Below are 15,767 nucleotides of genomic sequence, written 5' to 3'. Positions count from 1 at the left end.
CGTCCTAGATGTCGTGGTCCTTGCCCAGCGAGGTGACGCCGGGAAGACTGGGCGTGTTCAGCCCAACCAGCTCACGCGCCTGGTGGAAGCGCTGCATGGCCATGCGGCTGAGCTGGCCGAAGTCGCCATCGACCGCACCATCGTAGAATCCAAGATTCTTCAGGCGCGATTGCAGTCCGGTGTGCTCGTCGGTCTGTTTCTGTGCGGCAAGGTCGAGTGTCCATTCCCAGGGATGGTTGTCGGCGCCGAACGGAAACACCTTCAGCTTGGCCTGCTTCGCGCCTTCGGGCATCTCATGCATCAGGCTGCCATCGGAGGCGAGTTCGCCCTCGAAATGTTGTCCGCCGATGTCCAGTGTGTAGGGCTTGCCGGCCAGTCCCTGCAGGCCGAACTGTTCAACCAGGCGCAGCCCGAATTGTTGCGGCACCAGTTGCGTGCCGCGCGGAAGGTGCTCGGGAATGGCGGGGTTGGTATCGGCCCCCATGAACGGATGCTCACCCGCCTTCACCTTGAACTCGCCCGGGCAGCTGAAGGTGATGTTGCCGCCCTCCAGCGTGATCGCGCTGTTGCCGGCCTGCAGCACCACCTTGGTCTGCGCCAGCACGTCGATGCGGTCGTCGGTGGCGGTGATGGTCAGGGCCTGATCGCTCAGCAGTTCCAGTTCGCCATCGTTGGCCTGCAGGCTGACCGGACCCTGCGCGGCGATCACCCGCAGCGGGCCGCTCTGCGCGAACAGCGAGACATGCTCGCCGGAGACGGTGGCCAGGGTCTCGCCGGCGCTGACGTGAAGGTCCTGCTGCACGGTCATCTGCAGGTTCTGCCCGGCATAGGCCACCGCGCTGGCCGGGGTGGTCCAGGCGATGTGGTGCGGCGCTTCGGCCAGCAGCAGCGGTGTGCCCAGCCGTTCCACCGGCTGCTCGCCGGGGCTGCGGCCATCGCTGCCGGGCTTCATCGCGCTCTGCCCGTTCACCTCGCCCTGGAAGCGGCCCTGCGCCTTCGGGTCGATCTGTTCGCGCAGCTGCTTGGTACGTTCAAACTCGGCCAGGCCCGGCACCTGCTGCTGGGCCAGGGTCTGCTGCATCTGTTCCAGGCTGCGCTCGGCGCCCTTGAGCTGAGCCACCACGCTGGCGTTGTCCATCACCGTGGAGGCCGCGCGTTCCTGCAGGCTGGCCGACAGCAGCAGGCCTTCGCCGGCATGCACGTTGCCCCAGCCCTGGGTGGCCAGCTCGAAGCCCTCGCCACGCAGTGCGCCACGGGCGGTGTCCTGGTGGGCGATCAGGTAGCCCAGCTCCAGCCGGCTGTCGGCCAGCGAGCTGTGCAGGCGGGTGCGCAGCTGGCCCGGCGTATCGTCCATCACCCATTGCTGGGTGCCGCTGCCGTCATGGGCCTGGGTGTGCAGGCCACTGAGCACGCCGGGGTGGCGCGCGTTCTCGTCGATGCCGCCGCCGAACGGCGGGGCCACCTCGCCGTTGTACAGCTGGCCGGTGATGCGCGGCTGGTCGATGTCGCCGTGCAGGAATTCCACCAGCACCTCGCTGCCCACCCGCGGCAGGAACGCGGTGCCCCAGTTCGGGCCGGCCACCCATTCGGCCACCGCCACCCAGCTGCCGCTGGTGTGGTCGCCGGGCGCATGGCCGGGCTGGGCGCTGCCGGTGTCGGTCAGGCCGCCCGGGTTGGGTTGGCTGCCGCGCTGCCAGCCGAACTGGATGCGCACCTGGTGCTCGCGGCTGGGAGTGACTGCGGTGTTGGCGATGCCGACCACGCGGGCGGTCTGCGGGCCATGCAGGGTCGGCCGGTCCTGCGGCAGGGCGCGCAGCGGCACGCCGGCACCGGTGGCCAGGAAACTGTTGCGGTAGGCGCCGCGCTCCAGCGCGGGGCTGCCCAGCAGCTCGGCAATGCCCTGGTCGAGGTTGTTCAGCGCCACGTGCTGCACCGCCAGCAGCACGAAGGCCTGGCCTTCGTGCTGCGGGTGCTGGGCCAGGCGGAAGGTGCTGCCGGCGGCCAGCTGGCGCTCGCTGCCGCTGCCGCTGTACAGCACCTGGCCCACGCGCAGCGCGTCCAGCCGCGCCTGCGCTTCGGCATCGGCCCAGCCGGCCTGGGCGAAGCGGCCGGCGCGTGGCTGCACATAGACTTCCAGCGCCGGCAGGCTGCCGGCGTCGGCGCTGGACTGCGCGGCCACCGCAGTCACCTGCTCGCTGTGCCAGCTGGCCACGGTGCTGGTGTTGGGCACCAGCTGCTGGCGCTCGGCGAAGGCGGTGATGCCGTCACTGGCCTCGGCCATGTCGGCACGATGGAAGCGCACGCGGCCGGCGTCGGGCAGTTCGGCCCCCGGCTCGAACACCACCAGCGTGTGCGCGGCCTCATCGCCCTGCGCCTGCTCGATGCGCCAGGCCAGGCCGGCCTCGGCCAGCAGGCGGGTGACGAAGGCCCAATCGGTCTCGCGGTACTGGGTGGTGATCGCGCGTACCGGCAGTGCGGCCTGCACGTCGAAGCGGAACACCGCCTGCGGATAGTCGGCGAAGATCTGCTCGCAGATCGCGCGGGTGTCCAGGTCCTGGAAGATCACCGCGTTGCGGCGCAGGCGCAGCAGCGCGGTCCACGGCTCCAGGATCAGCCGGTAGCGGGCCAGGCCGCCATCGCTGCCCAGCTGCGCCGCTTCGGTGCACAGCCCGTGCCATTGCCGCAGCGCACCGTCGGCCTGGCGCAGCTGCAGGGTCAGCGGCTGTTCCAGCCACGGGTCCAGGTCCAGGAACGCATCGGTGGCCAGGCAGTCAATCTGCAGGCGGTTGTCGCCGCAGACCGCTTCGGTGCCTTCGAAGCGTTCGACCACCAGGCCCGCCTCGGGGCCCTTGAGCTGGATCAGGCGGTCGCGGTGCGACAGCGAGGCGAGGGAAGCGAGCAGTGCGGAGCTTGGGATGTCCATATCATCAGGCTCATGGCAAGGTGATCGTGATGTGCGCGGTGCGTTCGGGCATCTGCACCACGTCGTTGTAGGCGGCCAGCTGCTGGCGCGTCTCGTGGCCCAGATAGGTGCGCATGCCGAAGAAGGCGACGATGCCGAAGCAGCCCACCACCACCGCCGGCAGCCACAGCGGCACCACGCGGCGCAGGCTGTGGCGAACGTTGTCCGGCGGCAGCGCGTGCGGTGCGAAACCGTGGCGCTTGCCCTTCAGGTAGACGATTTCATCGCCCAGCCGTGCGGTCAGGTAGCCCAGCTTCTCGGTGCCTTCCAGGCGGTATTTGCCCTCGAAGCCCATCAGCAGGCAGTAGTGGTAGACCTCCAGCGAGGGCAGGCGCGCCGCGCCCTGGCGGCGCAGCTCTTCCAGCCGGTCGAAGAAGTGCTCGCCGGCCAGGTGCTCGCCGAACAGGCGCAGCTGCAGCGGATTGCGCTCCCAGGTCTCATGCAGCGGCGAAGGCTGCGACAGAATCGCCTCGTCCACCGCCGCGCAGAAGGCGTATTTGGCGGCGTAGACATCCTCCGATGCCACGCCCATGCGCATCGCGTTGCGCTCCACGCCATCGAGGAACTTCTGCACGGTCTGCACGAAGCCTTCGGCATCGTGCGGCAGCTGCCCGCGCTTGAGCAGCAGCAGCAGGTAGAAGCCGTCGGACATCAGGTCCTGCAGGCTCTGTGGATTGGCCGCCTGCGGCGTGGGATTGACCATCGCGCCATTGGCGGTCAGCGACGGCATCGGGCCCGGGGTCGGGGGCAGGGAGCGTTCATCATGAGGTCACCGCCACAAGTTCCATCTTCAGCTCGGCAATGCCGGCCGGCACGTAGATCATCACCGACTGCGCCTTGAGCATGCGCTCATACAGCGCGCCGCGCGCGTCCAACTCGAAGTAGTGGCTGCCCGGGCGCACCGGAATCGCCGCCGGTACCTGCGCGGCATGCACCAGCTTCACGCCGGGCAGCGCCGACAGCACGCACTTCTCCACATCGTCCGGCGCGCCGACCTTGAAGCGGACCGGCACGCTCTGGATCAGCTCCTGCGCCGGCAGCGAAGCCGACACCGACAGGTAGAACGAGGCATTGCCATCGATGCGCTGCGAATCGAGGCGGCCCAGGTGATAGGACGGCTTGATCTCGTTCAGCGCGATCTTGAAGTAGCGCGTGGAGATCACCGTATCCAGCAGGGCGCGCACGATCTCCAGCAGCTTGCGGAACGACGCCTCCGGCTGGTCGTGGCGATACACCGGCAGATCGCCCAGCTGGTACGCATTGGAGAACGTCAGCAGCGCACCTGCCATACGCAGCAGCTCCTGGTGCAGGCGCTCGGGATGCAGCTGCGGATGATGCAGCAGGTGCGCCAGTGCACTGAACGAGCTGTTGATGGTGTGCAGCAGCCAGAACGAAGCGATGTCGCCGGAGCGGAATTCGATGATGTTCTGCGATGTCTGCCGGTGCAGACCGTACAGCGCGTCCACCTTGGCCTGCAGGGCATCAAGCACAGCACGCAGTTCGCGATGCAGGAACGGCGACGCCTGCAGCTGTGCACACGGCGGAATGAATTCATCGTCCAGCTCGAAGCCACCGCTGGAGGTGCGGCGCACGCGTGCCACCGGCACCGTGGCATAGGCATCGCGCGGCTGGTCGTCGGTGAGCAGCTTCACCGCCTTGCTGAGGAAGGCCAGCTCGGCTTCCACCGCGTCGGTGAACAGATCCTGCGTATCGCGGTTGGCCTGCCGATAGCGGGCCAGCACGGTGCCTTCGGCATCGGCGCAGTTGGCGCCATCGTCGCGCAGCAGCGGCAGTGCCAGGTAGACCACCGTGGACTGCACGCCGGGCGGCAGATCCTGCAGCGAGACCGCATCGGGCAGGCTGTCGTGGGCCGGCGCGTCGTAGGTCTCGCCATCGGGGAACACGGCCGACAGGTCGAGCGGGCGCAGCGTGCCACCCGACAGCGCATGGGGATCGAAACGCACCCGGCGCGCACCCCAACCATACGGATGCAGCGTCTGCGAAAGATCCTGCAGCCGCGCTTCGTGATAGGCGTCCTGACGCTGGAAATGCTGGGGACGCAGGAACAATCCTTCACCCCAGAGAACCTTCGACATCCTGCTTACATAAGCCACGTTCAATCCTTGGAAATAGCTCGAAAATATCGTCCGGGAGGGCCGATCCCGCCATTCTCACCTTCCCCTGTGGCGAGAACCCCTATCCAGCAATGTGAAAGTGTGAGTTGGATCTCACATTAAGCGCGCGGGGGCAAACGTTGAGTCAGGGGATACTATCGCATCGGCGAAATCGAGTGCCAGAATTCCGGCGCGGAATTACTTCGCCCCTGCGCAGCGGATCGATGCAAGACTGCCTGGATCGCCGGAAATACGTGTCAACAAGGCCTTGCTGTCGCTGGTCAGTGCACAGGCATGCACGCCGATGGTGACGCCGTCCTGCGGAAGCGTCTTGCCCTTGGTGTCGAAGGCCAGCCGCCAGCGATTCTCGGCCGGGGCGCGGAACAGGGCAACCACACCGAGCACTGCACTTCCTTCACTCAGCTGCTCGGACAATTCCTGTCGGGCGCCGGGGGTGAGTACCACTTCGTTGACCGACAGCAGGTCCGCACCGAGCGCCGCCTGCTCGCCGGCCTGGTCCAGGAAGGCGTTGAAAGGAGCTTGTTCGAAGCGTTGCAGGCTGCGCAGGTGGTAGATCTTGACCACCGCCGCCGTGGCCCGCTTGTCATTGCCGGCATTGAGGTTGCTGCCGGCATACAGGCGCAGCGGAATCGCTGGCGGTGCCTCGGGCTTCTCCTCGCGGATGCCGACGGCCTGCAATGTCTTGTCCATCGCTTTACCCAGCTTGCTGTCGCTGGCGCATCCAGCAAGCGAGCTGGAGATAATCAGGGAGAAAATCGTGACGGAGATCACGCGGTGGAATCGGAAAAGTTGCGCATTCATGTGCAGTCGGCGGGCTCGGAGTGCGGGGGTGAAAAGTGCGCGTATAAAGGTTTCTGCTCGCGAATATCACATCGGGATGTGAAGAGTGTGTCTATCAAATTCGCCATATTCTTGACGAAATTCACTATACCGACGCGTATTCGCGAATGTACACTGCCGCCGACAGGGGCAGGAATCCCGTGTGTTGTATCGGCGGAGATTCGGCTCCCTTTAGGAACTAATTTCGACGAGGGATCACTATGGAAGTGAAGGCAATGGGGAAGGCTGTGTACCGGCCGATGTTCGCGCTGATGATGCTGTCGGGCCTGGCGGCCTGCTCATCGGCACCGAAGAAGGCCGAGGTCGTGCCGTTCGAAACCACGCTGAGCAATGCGGAGGCGCAGGTCACCGCTGGCGGCGCCGATGCCGCGATCAGTGCGTTCGAGCTGGCCGCCAAGGCCGACCCGACGCGCAAGGAACCGTGGGTGCGCATCGCACAGCTGCAGTTCGACCAGGGCCAGTACGCCCGTGCGATCGTTGCCGCCGAAGAGGTGCTCCAGCGCGATCCCAACGACCTGGTTGCCGATGGTGTGATCACCGTTGCCGGTTTCCGCGTCGCCAACCAGTCGCTCACCCGCCTGCAGGGCCGTGGCGCGCTGGCGTCGGATACCGCCCGCAAGGAAGCGCAGACCCTGGCCACCACCCTGCGCAACACCATGGGTGACGCCATTCTCGACCCGACGCCCAAGCCCAAGCCGCGCGCCCGTACCCGCGCCGGTCGTGCCGTCGCTCCGGCCGCCGCCGCCCAGCCCGCCGCGACGCAGCCGGCCAAGCCTGCCGCCCGCTCCAACACCTCCGATCCGTTCCAGAACATCGGCAACTGATCCGGAACCGGCCCCAGTCAGGAGACACTCATGGCCAAGAAGGAAAGCATCCAGAAGCGGCTGCAGAAGATCCGCCCGCCGCGCGTCCAGCTCACCTACGACGTGGAGAAGGGCGACGCGATCGAACAGAAGGAACTGCCGTTCGTGGTCGGCGTGATGGGCGATTTCAGTGGCAATCCGGAGCAGCCGCTGCCGAAGGTCAAGGATCGCAAGTTCGTCAACGTCGATCTGGACAACTTCGATGAAGTGATGGAGGGCGTGGCGCCGCGAGCGGTGTATCGCGTGCCGAACAAGATCAGTGACGACGGCGGCGAATTCGGCGTCGAGCTGAAGTTCAACTCCATCGAGGACTTCCGCCCGGAGGCAGTGGTGCAGCAGATCGAGCCGCTGCGTCGCCTGCTCGAGTCGCGCACCAAGCTGGCCGACCTGCGCAACAAGCTGGCCGGCAACGAGAAGCTGGAAGACCTGCTGACCGATGTGCTCAACAACACCGAGCAGCTGAAGAAGCTCGGCGTGACCAAGGAGGACTGACCGATGTCAGCCGATGCCAGCCAACTGGCCACCCAGGCCGCCGTCGCCGAAGAGGTGGGCCTGCTCGACCAGATCGTCGAGAAGAGCAAGGTCGCCAAGTCGCAGACCGAACATGACCGCGCCAAGGACATCATCGCCGCGCTGGCGAAGGAAGTCCTGGACGGCACCGTGGTGGTCTCCGACAACCTCAATCTCACCCTGGATGCCCGCATCGCCGAGATCGACCGGATCATCTCCGAGCAGCTCAGCGCGGTCATGCACGCCGATGCCTTCCAGAAGCTGGAAGGCAGCTGGCGCGGGTTGCACTACCTGTGCCAGCAGACCTCCACCGGCCCGAACATGAAGATCAAGGTCTTCAATTCGCCGCAGAAGGACCTGGTGAAGGATTTCAAGTCGGCCATCGACTTCGACCAGAGCGCGCTGTTCAAGAAGGTCTACGAGGAAGAATTCGGTACCTTCGGTGGTGCGCCGTTCGGTGCGCTGATCGGTGACTACTTCCTCGGCCGCCAGCCGGAGGACATGTACTTCATCGAGCAGATGTCGCACGTGGCCGCCGCGGCGCACGCGCCGTTCATCTCCGCTGCCAGCGAAGGCATGTTCGGCCTGGAAACCTTCACCGACCTGGGCAAGCCGCGCGACCTGGCCAAGGTGTTCGACACCGTCGAATATGCCAAGTGGAAGTCGTTCCGCGAGAGCGAGGACAGCCGCTACGTGGGCCTGACCATGCCGCGCTTCCTGGGCCGCCTGCCGTACAACCCGAAGGACGGCACCACCGTCGAGGGCTTCAACTTCGTCGAAGAGATCGAAGCGGCCGACCACAGCAAGTTCCTGTGGTGCAACACCGCCTACGCCATGGGTGCCCGTCTGACCCAGGCCTTCGAGAGCTTCGGCTGGTGTGCTGCCATCCGTGGCGTGGAAGGCGGTGGCCTGGTCGAGGATCTGCCCACCCACACCTTCCGTACCGACGATGGTGAAGTGGCGCTGAAATGCCCGACCGAGGTGGCCATCACCGACCGTCGTGAAAAGGAACTCAGTGACCTCGGCTTCATGCCGCTGGTGCACTGCAAGAACACCGACTACGCCGCATTCTTCGGCGCACAGTCGGCACAGAAGCCGAAGAAGTACAACACCGATTCGGCCAATGCCAACGCGATCCTGTCTGCACAGCTGCAGTACATCTTCGCGGTCTCGCGCATCGCCCATTACCTCAAGGCGATGATGCGCGAGAAGATCGGCAGCTTCGCTTCGGCGGGCAACGTCGAGGAATTCCTGAACCGTTGGATCGCCCAGTACGTGCTGCTGGACGACAACGCGTCGCAGGAAGCCAAGGCGCAGTTCCCGTTGCGCGAAGCATCTGTGCAGGTTTCGGAGGTGCCGGGCAAGCCTGGCGTCTACCGCGCGGTGGCCTTCATCAGGCCGCATTTCCAGCTCGATGAGCTGTCTGTTTCGTTGCGTCTGGTCGCCGAACTGCCGGCGTCCGCGAAAAAGTCGTAACGGTTTGCTGTAACTGAAGCGTCCAGGGGAGTCCGCTCCCCGGATTGCAGTGACGCTTATTTCAAGAGGGCGTAGCCCCCTTAACCGCCAGGCCCGCGCCTGGCACATCAAATCTCACGGAAGAACGGAATTTAGGAGACCAGATATGCAGCACGCTTTCCTCTCGATTGACACCATCAAGGGCGAGTCGCACGACGACAAGCACAAGGACTGGATCGAAATCCAGTCGTTCTCGCAGGACCTGTTGCAGCCGCGTTCGGCCACCGCGTCGACCTCCGGCGGCACCACCGCTGCCCGCGTGAACCTGTCCCCGATCGAAATCACCAAGTCGATCGACCTCGCCTCCACGGCCCTGAACCAGGCCGCCTCCAACGGCACCACCTTCCCCAAGGCGCAGATCCAGTTCATGCGCGCCGACAAGGACGGCAACGCGATCAATTACTACACGGTCGAGCTGCTGAACGTGCTGGTCCACCGCGTCACCACGACGGTGGACAAGGAAGGCATGCCGCAGGAAGTTGTTCAGCTGAGCTTCGGCGCCATCAAGTGGACTTACCAGCAGCAGAAGCCGGAAGGCGGCGTTGGTGGCAAGACCGTGGCGCAGTGGAGCGCAACCAAGAACATCCCGAACTACACCGTGTGATGTTGTGTCGCTGCGATGGCGCCTAGTGCGCCATCGCAGTCTGATCGTCGGGTGGGGCCAGGATCGGCCTCGCCTTTGCTGCACCGTTGCCGCCCGCACGGATGCCGAACCTGAGTGGATCTTCCAATGAAGGGACTCGAACCCAGCCTGCTGGAAAAACTGTTCGACGACGCCCCCAAGCAACCGGGCGCCGGGCCGGTCTTCAAGTCCGTCTCGCTTGAGCAGTACAAGGAATCCATTGCCCGCGACCTGGAGGGGCTGCTGAATTCGCGCGCCGCGTTCCAGGAGGGCGACATGAAGGAATTTCCCAACTGCCGGCAGTCGCTGCTGACCTACGGGCTGGCCGATTTTTCGGCCATGAGCCTGGCCAATGCCTACGACCGGGCGGCCATCTGCCGCTCGCTGGAGCAGGCCGTGGCGCGTCATGAGCGCCGCCTGCGCAATGTCAACGTGCATCTTGATGCCGGCAACCAGTTCGCCGGCGGCCTGCATTTCACCATCCACGCGCTGCTGGACCTGGAGCCGGCGCGCGAGCCGGTCAGTTTCGATGCGATGCTGCAGCCGTCGACCCTGCAGTACCAGGTCACCCGCGCACGCCGTACGCAGGCCGCCTGATGCAGGATCTGCTGCCCTATTACGAACGCGAACTGGCCTATCTCCGTCGCTACGGGCGTGAGTTCGCCGAGCGCTACCCGAAGATCGCCGGGCGCCTGCAGCTGTCTGCCGAAGGCAGCCAGGACCCGCATGTCGAGCGCCTGATCGAAGCCTTCGCGCTGCTCAGTGCACGCGTGTCCAAGCGCATCGAGGATGACTATCCCGAGTTCACCGATGCGCTGCTGGACGTGCTGTATCCGCACTACCTGCGGCCGTTTCCGTCCTGCTCGATCGCCCATTTCGACATGGAAGGGGTGGCCTCCAAGCTGAGCGCGCCGGTGCGCGTGCCGCGTGGCACCGCCCTGCAGAGCCGCCCGGTGCGGGGCGTGCCCTGCGATTTCCGCACCGCCTACGACGTGGTGCTGGCGCCGGTCGGCGTGCAGCAGGTGGTGTACCGCAGCGTGGCTGATGCGCCGATGGCCACTACGCTGCCCGCCGGCAGCGGCGGCCAGATCTCGATGGGCTTCCAGCTGCTGTCCGACCAGCTTGGCTTCCATCAACTCGGTACCGATCGCCTGCGGTTGTTCCTCGACGGCGAACCGTCGGTGCGCGCCGCGCTGCGCGATGCGTTGATGCTGGGGGTCAAGGCAGCCTATGTGGAATCCGATGGCGACGGCCGTTGGCGCCGCCTGGACAACGTGCCGTTGAGCCCGGTCGGCTTTGCCGACGATGAAGCCCTGATCGACTTCCCGGCGCGCTCGCATCCGGCCTACCGGCTGCTGACCGAGCTGTTCGCCTATCCGGAGAAATTCGGCTTCGTCGACCTCCACCTGCCGGCCCTGACCGCCAGTGCCAGCCGCCGCTTCACCCTGCACCTGGTGCTGCAGGCGCAGGGCCAGGACCGTGACAGCACGATGGTGCTGGAAGAGCTGGGGCCGCACAATCTGCGCCTGGGCTGCACCCCCATCGTCAACCTGTTCCAGACCAGTGGCGAACCGATCCGGGTCACCCACCGCACGGTGAACTATCCGGTGCTGGCCGACGCGCGCCGTGCCTTCGCCTACGAGGTGCACTCGATCGATTCGGTGCACCGCATCCGGCAGACGCCGCAGGGCGAGCTGATCCAGGCCTTCCGCCCGTTCTATTCGCTGCATCATGGCGAAGATCCCGAGCGCACTGGCCAGTACTGGGTGGCGCGCCGTGATGAGGACATCGCCCGGCAGAGCCCGGGCTTCGAGACCGAGATCAGCTTCGTCGACCTCTCGTTCAACCCGGTGCTGCCGCAGACCGACACGGTCAGCCTGGAGCTGACCTGCAGCAACCGCGACCTGCCCAACCAGCTCGCCTTTGGCGTCGCTGGCGGTGATCTCAACATCGAAGGCGGCAGCCCGGCCAGGGCGATCAGCCTGCTGCGCAAGCCGAGCAAGCCGCTGCGGTTCCGTCATGGTCGCAACGCGCAATGGCGCCTGATCTCACACCTGTCGTTGAACCAGCTGTCACTGACCGCCAGCGGCCTGCCTGCGCTGAAGGAGATGCTGCGCCTGTACGACCTGTCCGGCAGCACCGTCTCGGCACGGCAGATCGACGGCATCCTTGAACTGCAGCAGACCCCGGTGACCACCTGGATGCATGGCCGCCAGTTCGCCTCGGTGGTGCGTGGCCTGGAGATCCGTCTGACCCTCAATGAAGCCCACTTCGTGGGTACCGGTGTGGCCGCCTTCGCCCAGGTGATGGACCACTTCTTTGCACTGTATGTGCATGCCAACAGCTTTACCCGACTGGTGCTGGTGTCCGGCGACAGCGGAGAGGAGATCGTCCGATGCCCAGCGCGCAGCGGCGAATCGATCCTGGCGTAGCCCAGCAGCTGCTCACCGAGCCGCACCGCTTCCAGTTCTTCCAGGCGGTGCGGTTGCTGGAGCAGGTGTTCCAGCGCCAGGGCGTCAAGCCCGGCCAGGCCGTGCCGATGCGGGTGCGCTTCCGCAACTCGCTGTCGCTGGGCTTCCCGGCCACCGAGCTGTCGGCCGACGGCGAGGTCTATTCGCTCAAGGGCGAGCGTCTGCAGGGACGTGAAGCCATCGAGCAGGCCCTGCATGGCGAGGAGCTGGCCGAGGTCCATCTGACCCCGCAGTTCATGGGACTGCTGGGTACGGCCGGTGCGCTGCCGCTGCACTACACCGAGACCCTGCAGCTGCGCGAGCTGTACCAGCGCGACCGCACCGCGCGTGCGTTCCTGGACATCTTCTCCACCCGCGCGGTGTCGCTGCACTACGCTGCCTGGAAGAAGCACCGGCTGGCGCTGCAGTACGAACTGGATCGGCGCGAGCGCTTCCTGCCGCTGGTGCTGTCGCTGCTCGGCATGGGCATGAGCGAGCTGCGCGATCGCCTGCACGAAGGCGAGGGCGAGATCTTCGACCAGGCCGTGGCCTATTACGCGGGTGCGGTGCGCCAGCGCCCGGTGTCGGCGATGCTGATGCAGCGGGTGCTGTCGGACTACTTCCAGGTGCCGCTGCACCTGGAGCAGTTCGTCGGGGCCTGGTATCGCGTGCCGGCGGGGCAGGCCACCCGCCTGGGCCAGGCCAATGCCGTGCTGGGCGCCAGTGCGCTGGCCGGTGACCGGGTCTGGCAGCGCGACCTGCGCCTGCGCCTGCGCATCGGTCCGCTGCGCCGCGACCAGTTCGACGCGTTCCTGCCCGGTGGCAGTGCCGCCGAGGCGCTCAGCAAATGGCTGTCGCTGCTGACCGGCGGCATTCTTGAATACGAAGTGCGGCTGGTGCTGCGCGCCGAGGATGTGCAGGGCAGCGCACTCGGCGGCGGTGGTGGCGTCCGCCTTGGCTGGGACAGCTACCTGTGTACCCAGACACAGACCACGTCCCGTGAGGACACCACCTATGGCATCCACACGTTGCAATGACACAGCGCCGATGGCGTCCGCGCCGCCGGCCCCCGAACGGTTCCAGCAAGGAGTGCGTGTTTCCGCATGAGCATCAACCTCAAGACCCTGATCAGCAAACTGGACGACACCTGCCGGCTGGCGGCCGAGCGGGCGGCGAACCTGTGCATGGCGCGCGGCAACTACGAGGTGGACCTGGAGCACCTGTTCCTGGCCCTGCTTGAACAGCCGCAGAGCGATTTCGTGCTGATCGCACGGCGCAGCGGCATCCTGCCCGAATCGCTGGAACGTGACCTCAACGACGAGATCAGCCAGTTCAAGACCGGCAACAGCCGCACCCCGGTGTTCTCCCAGCACATTCCCAAGCTGTTCGAGCATGCCTGGCTGATCGCCTCGCTGGATTCGGAGACCACCCGCATCCGCAGTGGTCACCTGCTGCTGGCGCTGCTGACCGAGCCGGATCTTTCGCAGCTGGCCTACCGCGGCTCGAAGCTGTTCGTGCGCTTCAAGCGCGACGAACTCAAGCACGATTTCGCCAAGCTCACCGAGGGCTCACAGGAAGCGGTGCAGACCGTGCGATTCGCCGACGCCTCGGCGCCGGGCGAGGGCGATCAGGAAGAGGGCGTGGTGCCGGGCGAGGCCAAGGGCGGCCTGTCGAAGACGCCGGCGCTGGACCAGTTCACCACCAACCTGACCCAGCGGGCGCGCGAGGGCAGGATCGACCCCGTGATCGGTCGCGACGGCGAGATCCGCCAGGTGATCGACATCCTGATGCGTCGCCGCCAGAACAACCCGATCCTCACTGGCGAGGCCGGCGTCGGCAAGACCGCCGTGGTCGAAGGGCTGGCCCGGCGCATCGCCGACAAGGATGTTCCCGATGTGCTGCAGGGCGTGGAGCTGCACACCCTGGACATGGGGCTGTTGCAGGCCGGCGCCAGCGTCAAGGGCGAATTCGAGAATCGCCTGAAGAACGTGATCGACGAGGTCAAGAAGAGCCCGCATCCGATCATCCTGTTCATCGACGAGGCGCACACGATGATCGGCGCCGGTGGCACCGCCGGCCAGAACGACGCGGCCAACCTGCTCAAGCCAGCGCTGGCGCGCGGCGAGCTGCGCACCATCGCTGCGACCACCTGGGGCGAGTACAAGAAGTACTTCGAGAAGGACGCGGCGCTGGCCCGCCGCTTCCAGGTGGTCAAGGTCGAAGAGCCCAGCGAGGCGCTGGCCGCAGCGATGCTGCGCGGCATGGTCGGGCTGATGGAAGCGCACTTCAACATCCGCGTGCTGGACGAGGCGGTGACCGAAGCCGTGCGCCTGTCGCACCGCTATATCAGCGGTCGCCAGCTACCGGACAAGGCCGTCAGCGTGCTCGACACCGCCTGCGCCAAGGTTGCGCTGGGCCAGAGCGCCACGCCGGCCATCATCGAAGATACGCGCAAGCATCTGGACCGCCTGCAGGCGGAAATCGCCGCGTTGCAGCGCGAGACCGCCGGCGGCAGCGACCAGCATGCTGAACGCTTGACCGAACTGCATACGCAGCAGGCCGAAGCGCAGGCCGTGCTGGCCAGCAATGAAGAGCGCCTGGGCCGTGAGCGCGAACTGGCCAGCCAGATCGCCGCGCTGCGCCAGCAGTTGGAGCAGGGCGGCGACGAGGCGCGCGATACCGACGCTGCCGCCGACGACGCCGACGGCGACGTGGCCGTGGCCAAGCCGGCCACCAAGCGTGGCAAGGCCAAGACGGAACTGTCGCCGCAGCACGCCGAACTGGCACGCTTGCAGGCTGCGCTGCGCGAGCTGCAGGGCGAGACCCCGATGGTGCCGTTGCAGGTCGATGGCACCGTGGTCGCCGAGATCGTTTCGGCCTGGACCGGTGTGCCGCTGGGCCGCATGGTCAAGGACGAAATCCGCACCGTGCGTACCCTGGGCACGCTGCTGGTCGAACGCGTGATCGGCCAGGACCATGCCCTGGATGCAATCGCCCAGCGCGTACGCACCGCGACCGCCAAGCTGGAAGACCCGAACAAGCCGCGCGGCGTGTTCATGTTCGTCGGCCCGTCCGGCGTCGGCAAGACCGAGACCGCGCTGGCGCTGGCCGACATCCTGTACGGCGGCGAGCGCAAGCTGGTCACCATCAACATGAGCGAATACCAGGAAGCGCACAGCGTGTCGGGCCTGAAGGGCTCGCCGCCGGGTTATGTGGGCTATGGCGAAGGTGGTGTGCTGACCGAGGCGGTGCGCCGCAACCCGTACAGCGTGGTGCTGCTGGACGAGGTCGAGAAGGCCCATCCGGACGTGCTGGAGATGTTCTTCCAGGTGTTCGACAAGGGCATGATGGATGACGCGGAGGGCCGCGAGATCGACTTCCGCAACACGCTGATCATCCTCACCTCCAACATCGGCTCCTCGCAGATCATGCAGGCCTGCCTGAACAAGCCGGCCGAGGAAATCCCTGGCGCGGAAGCGCTGTCCGATGCGCTGCGACCGGTGCTGATGCGCACTTTCAAGCCGGCCTTCCTCGGCCGCCTGAAGGTAGTGCCGTACTACCCCATCAACGATGACGTGCTGGCGCAGATCATCACGCTCAAGCTCGGCCGCATCCGCGACCGCGTCATCGCCAATCACAAGGCCACCTTCAGCTGGGACGACAGCCTGGTGGAGGCCGTGCTTGCACGTTGCACCGAAGTGGACTCGGGTGCGCGCAACGTTGACCACATCCTCAATGGAACCCTGCTGCCAGAAATCGCCGAGAGCGTGCTGGCGGCAATGGCCGAAGGGAATCGGATCAACGCCATCAAGGTCACCGCCGGCAAGAAGGGTGACTTCAAATACAAAGTGTCATGACACTGAGCAGAAG

General features: G+C 66.0%; 12 protein-coding genes. 8 read left to right on the top strand and 4 right to left on the bottom strand.

Going from position 1 to position 15,767, the window contains the following annotated elements; all coding sequences use genetic code 11:
• Window positions 1-4: 4 nt before the first annotated feature.
• From tssI to tssJ, 4 genes are all read right to left on the bottom strand, one after another.
• Window positions 5-2,923 carry a type VI secretion system tip protein TssI/VgrG gene (gene tssI, locus N4G47_RS10950; RefSeq protein WP_475287088.1) on the bottom strand — a complete coding sequence of 973 codons (2,919 nt, stop codon included), beginning with the start codon at window positions 2,921-2,923 and terminating at the stop codon, window positions 5-7.
• Window positions 2,924-2,933: 10 nt separating this feature from the next.
• Window positions 2,934-3,692: a type IVB secretion system protein IcmH/DotU gene (gene icmH / locus N4G47_RS10945; RefSeq protein ID WP_475287086.1), complete on the bottom strand. Its 759-nt coding sequence runs from the start codon at window positions 3,690-3,692 to the stop codon at window positions 2,934-2,936.
• A 31-nt stretch (window positions 3,693-3,723) separates the two neighbouring features.
• Window positions 3,724-5,058, bottom strand: coding sequence for a type VI secretion system baseplate subunit TssK (gene tssK / locus N4G47_RS10940; RefSeq protein WP_107230867.1), 1,335 nt, complete (start codon window positions 5,056-5,058; stop codon window positions 3,724-3,726).
• 216 nt (window positions 5,059-5,274) lie between these two features.
• Window positions 5,275-5,898: a type VI secretion system lipoprotein TssJ gene (gene tssJ / locus N4G47_RS10935; protein WP_475287084.1), complete on the bottom strand. Its 624-nt coding sequence runs from the start codon at window positions 5,896-5,898 to the stop codon at window positions 5,275-5,277.
• Window positions 5,899-6,137: 239 nt separating this feature from the next.
• Between tssJ and N4G47_RS10930 the strand changes: the two genes are divergently transcribed.
• From N4G47_RS10930 to tssH, 8 genes are all read left to right on the top strand, one after another.
• Window positions 6,138-6,761, top strand: coding sequence for a tetratricopeptide repeat protein (locus tag N4G47_RS10930; protein ID WP_107230865.1), 624 nt, complete (start codon window positions 6,138-6,140; stop codon window positions 6,759-6,761).
• Between the two features lie 30 nt (window positions 6,762-6,791).
• Window positions 6,792-7,292: a type VI secretion system contractile sheath small subunit gene (gene tssB, locus N4G47_RS10925; RefSeq protein ID WP_107230864.1), complete on the top strand. Its 501-nt coding sequence runs from the start codon at window positions 6,792-6,794 to the stop codon at window positions 7,290-7,292.
• Between the two features lie 3 nt (window positions 7,293-7,295).
• Window positions 7,296-8,786 carry a type VI secretion system contractile sheath large subunit gene (tssC, locus tag N4G47_RS10920; protein WP_107230863.1) on the top strand — a complete coding sequence of 497 codons (1,491 nt, stop codon included), beginning with the start codon at window positions 7,296-7,298 and terminating at the stop codon, window positions 8,784-8,786.
• A 145-nt stretch (window positions 8,787-8,931) separates the two neighbouring features.
• Window positions 8,932-9,429, top strand: a complete 498-nt coding sequence (locus N4G47_RS10915) for an Hcp family type VI secretion system effector (RefSeq protein ID WP_006465355.1) — start codon at window positions 8,932-8,934, stop codon at window positions 9,427-9,429.
• Between the two features lie 126 nt (window positions 9,430-9,555).
• A complete protein-coding gene (tssE, locus tag N4G47_RS10910) occupies window positions 9,556-10,044 on the top strand; it encodes a type VI secretion system baseplate subunit TssE (RefSeq protein ID WP_057496761.1) in 489 nt (162 codons plus the stop codon).
• On the top strand, window positions 10,044-11,879 hold the full coding sequence (tssF, locus tag N4G47_RS10905) for a type VI secretion system baseplate subunit TssF (protein WP_475287080.1): 1,836 nt from the start codon (window positions 10,044-10,046) through the stop codon (window positions 11,877-11,879). Before tssE ends, tssF begins: the two co-directional genes overlap by 1 nt.
• Entirely contained in the window at window positions 11,843-12,934 is a 1,092-nt protein-coding gene (tssG, locus tag N4G47_RS10900) for a type VI secretion system baseplate subunit TssG (RefSeq protein WP_107230861.1), read from the top strand. Before tssF ends, tssG begins: the two co-directional genes overlap by 37 nt.
• Before the next feature lie 66 nt (window positions 12,935-13,000).
• Window positions 13,001-15,754, top strand: coding sequence for a type VI secretion system ATPase TssH (gene tssH / locus N4G47_RS10895; protein WP_475287077.1), 2,754 nt, complete (start codon window positions 13,001-13,003; stop codon window positions 15,752-15,754).
• Window positions 15,755-15,767 lie beyond the last annotated feature (13 nt).

It is taken from the genome of Stenotrophomonas sp. GSD10 (assembly GCF_056172695.1).
The sequence above is the reverse complement of the archived record's forward strand: the minus strand, read 5'-3'. Positions and strand labels throughout refer to the sequence as shown.